This is a genomic window from Tepidimonas thermarum, from assembly GCF_007556705.1.
GTDB lineage: Bacteria > Pseudomonadota > Gammaproteobacteria > Burkholderiales > Burkholderiaceae_C > Tepidimonas > Tepidimonas thermarum.
Map to the genome: position 1 here is coordinate 1 of NZ_VJOL01000086.1, position 3,936 is coordinate 3,936.

Consider the following 3,936-nt stretch of genomic DNA (forward strand, 5'->3'; position numbering starts at 1 on the left):
GATGTAGCTGAACATCGCCCCCTGGAAGTCTTGACTGCCTCTCATCGTGCTCGTCTGCGTTGTTCTCGGTTGGCCTCAGATCGTACCGCCCGACGCGGGGGGTGGCGAGGGATTTTTCAACGGCCTGTTAGGCCGATGCCCCGTTCGGTGAGGGCGCGCATGCGCTGCGCCACGTCGGCGCCCGACTGCACGAGCAGGCTTTCGGTGATTTCGAGCTCCAGCAGCCGCACCAGCGGGCCCAGCGGCGCCACCGCCTGCAGCACCTGTTCCACGAAGCCCGGCCGGGCAAATTCGATCGGCGAGCAGTTGACGGCCAGCCGCACCCCCGCCAGCAGGGGCGCCTGCGGCCCGGCATGCCAGGCCGCGAACTGGTGGCACGCGGTCTGCAACACCCACGCCCCCAGCCGATCGATGATGCCGGCATCCTCGGCCACGCCGATGAATTCGCCCGGTGGGATGGGGCCCAGGGCCGGATGCTGCCAGCGCAGCAGCACCTCCAGTCCCAGCACGCGCTGGTCCTGGGCGCTGACCTGCGGTTGATACACCAGGCTCAGGCCGCTGTGCGCGGGGTCGTCCAGGGTCTGGCGCAGGGCGGTCTCGATGGCCAGGCGCCGCGACACGTGCGCGTGCATGGTGGGCTCGAAAAAGCGCCATTGGTTGCGCCCCGCCGCTTTGGCAGCGTACATCGCGGTATCGGCCTGGCGCAGCAAGGCGTCCACCGTGTCGCCGTCGTGCGGGAACACCGCAACCCCCAGGCTGGCCCCCACGCGCACCTGGGTGCCGTGGAGTGTGATGGGCTCATCGAGCGTGCGCGCGATCTTGCGCGCGACGGTCGCGGCGCCCTCGCGCCCCTTGATCCACGGCAGCAGCACGACGAACTCGTCGCCGCCAAAACGCCCGAGCACGTCGCGCGCGCGCAAGCACCCCTGCAGCCGCGCGGCCACGGTCTGCAGCAGGCGGTCCCCCTGGGTATGCCCCAGGCTGTCGTTGATGTGCTTGAAGCGGTCCAGATCCAGAAAGACGATGCCCACCTCCTGGCCGCTGGCGCGGGCGGTGGCCAGCACGGTGTGGGCCTGTTCGGTCCAAAAGCTGCGGTTGACCAGCCCAGTGAGCGCGTCGAAATGCGCGAGCTGCATCAGGCTGGCATGGCTGCGCGCCAGTTCGAGCGTGCGTTGCTGGACCAGCTGTTCGGTGCGCCGCCGCTGCCCCGAAATCACCAGCAGAAAGGCCGCCAGCAGGCCCACGGCCAAAAAGCCGGTGCTCGCGCTCAGGTGCAGCCGCGCGTCCGCCGCCACCAGGCGCCAAAAGCCGTCGCCGGGTTGCAAACGCAGCAGCCAGTGCCGCTGGGCAAAGCGCAGCGGCCAGTCGGTGCGCACCGGCAACGCCGCCGGTGCATCGGCGGTCTCGCAGCCATCGGCGCCCGCCAGGCGGCGGTTGCCGGGCGCGGCGTCGAGGTCGATCAGGCACAGCGCCAGGTGCTGCAGCGGCAGTGCGTCCAGTGCGGCCTGGGTGACGTCGCCCATGCGAAAGGCGCTCGAAACGATGCCCAGCACCGTGTGGGCCTGCGCGGGCGCGCGCACCGCGTGGTAGACGACGATGCCGCGTTGCACCCCGGTTTCCTGCACGAGGCGAAACGGTTCGGTGGCCTGTGGCCGTCCGCTGGCGATGGCGCGCTCGACCGCTGTGCGCAGCGGGGCATAACTCATCACATCCAGCCCACGGGCGGCGATGTTGGTCTCCAGCGGCGCCAAGCGGGTGATGACCATGTGCTCATCGCGGTCGGGGGCGGGGAAGCGCCGCCCGTCGGCATCGCGGCCGAGGATCGGCCATCCGGGGTCGCAGCATTCGTAGTGGGGCCGTTGGGCGCGTGTGACGCGCCAATTGAACGTGAAGTTTTGCGTGCCGGGGTAGCGGCGCAGCCACAGGCCGGCGGCGTCTTCGAAGGCCTCTTGCCCGATGGCCGGATCGCGTGCCAGGAGTTGGCCCATCGCTTCGAGCGCGTCGAGTTGGGCGTCGAGCCGGCGCTGCAGGGTCTGCGCGGCCTGGGTGCCGGCCTGCTCGGCGCGCAGGCGCAGTTGTTGGGTCTGGGCGTCGGCCAACAGGCGCACCACGCTGCCGCCCAGCAGCAGCGCCAGCAGCAGGGGCAGCGCCAGATTCCAGCGCCGTGCGGCCCAGGCCGCGCGCGGCTCGCCCAGCAGCACCAGCACCAAGGGCAGGATCAGCACCGTGCCCAAGGCGTCGCCGATCCACCAGCTGGCCCATTGGCCCCAGGCGTCGCCGGGCAGGATGATGCCGCGCGCCACCAGTGTGGGCACCGAGATGCTGGCGTTGAGCAGCGCGCCCAGCGGCACGATCACGAAAAACAGGCGGATGACTTGCGCCGGCTCGTCGAAGGCCGAGGGGTAGCCGATGGCACGCCGAATACCCCAAGCGGTTGCGCCGGCCATGGCGGTGGCGCCCGCGGCTGGCGCCAAGATGCCCCAGTGCTGCCAGCTCGCGCCCACGGCATCGTGGGTCAGGATTTGGACGGCGATCGCCCCCAGCGCCACACCGGGCAGCGCCGCCCACCCGAGCGTGAGCGCGGCACCGGCGGCCACGCCGGCCGGGAAGAACACCACCAACGCATAGTCCGGCGGCACCCGCAGCTGCAGGGCCAGCCAGCCGGCCACGGCGTAGGCCAGCGCCGTGCCGACCACGATGGTCAGCGACCGCCCAAGCGCGCGGGGCCACGCCGGCGGCGGGGAGGATGCAACGACGTCCATGGAATGGGTGTTTTGGGGGGCACTGTAGCACCGAAACGGTAGGGAATTACCCGCAGAAGGCACGCCAAAAGCCCTGGCACGGCCCCGGATATGGCCAACGGCGGCGGCGCAAGCCCTACACTGCGGGGGTGACCGGGCGGTCGTTGGCGAAAGGCCTTGGGGGCGGCGATCCCGACCCCGGGGCTGGGGCACGTGCGGCAGGCCCACCGCCCGGTGTGTGGGCTTACCGGCCCGTTCCCATCCGAGGAGACCCCTGTCATGACCGCTGCCTTGCCCGAGCACGTCCAGCGCGCGCTCACCACCGTATCCCTCGACGACAAGTACACCCTGGCGCGCGGCCGCGCCTTCATGAGCGGCATCCACGCCCTGGTGCGGCTGCCCATGCTGCAGCAGCAGCGCGACGCCCTGTTGGGCAAACGCACCGCCGGCTTCATCAGCGGCTACCGCGGCTCGCCCCTGGGGGGCTACGACCAGGCGCTGTGGAAGGCGCGTGCGCACCTCAAAGCGCACGACATCGTGTTTCAGCCCGGCGTCAACGAGGAGCTGGCCGCCACCGCCGTCTGGGGGACGCAGCAGCTCGGCTTTGCGCCGCCGGGCAGCGCCACGTTCGACGGGGTTTTTGGCCTGTGGTACGGCAAGGGGCCGGGCGTGGACCGCTGCTCCGACGTCTTCAAGCACGCCAACATGGCCGGCACCACCCCCTGGGGCGGGGTGATCGCGGTCGCCGGTGACGACCACGTGGCCAAGAGCTCCACCGCCGCGCACCAAAGCGACCACATCTTCAAGGCCTGCGGGCTGCCGGTGTTTTTCCCGGCCAGCGTGCAGGAGATCCTGGACCTGGGCTTGCACGCGTGGGCGATGAGCCGCTACGCCGGGGTGTGGACCGGCATGAAGACGATTCAGGAGATCGTCGAGTCCAGCGCCACGGTCGACATCGACCCCGAGCGCGTGCGCATCGTGCTGCCCGAGGACTTCGAGATGCCGCCGGGTGGGGTGCACATCCGCTGGCCGGACGCGCCGCTGGAGCAAGAGGCGCGCCTGATGGACTACAAGTGGTACGCCGCGCTGGCCTACGTGCGCGCCAACCGGCTCAACCACAACGTGGTGGAGGGGCCGAATGACCGCTATGGCATCATCGCCAGCGGCAAGGCCTACAACGACCTGCGCCAGGCCC

1 protein-coding gene and 1 pseudogene are annotated in these 3,936 nt (G+C 70.7%); one reads left to right on the forward strand and one right to left on the reverse strand.

Features of this window, described 5'->3' with window-relative positions; translation table 11 throughout:
* Positions 1-116 precede the first annotated feature (116 nt).
* Entirely contained in the window at positions 117-2,762 is a 2,646-nt protein-coding gene (locus Tther_RS12725) for a bifunctional diguanylate cyclase/phosphodiesterase (RefSeq protein ID WP_143904456.1), read from the reverse strand.
* Positions 2,763-3,020: 258 nt separating this feature from the next.
* Here Tther_RS12725 and Tther_RS12730 point away from each other — a divergent pair.
* Positions 3,021-3,936: pseudogene (locus tag Tther_RS12730) on the forward strand (indolepyruvate ferredoxin oxidoreductase family protein); the annotation flags it as partial.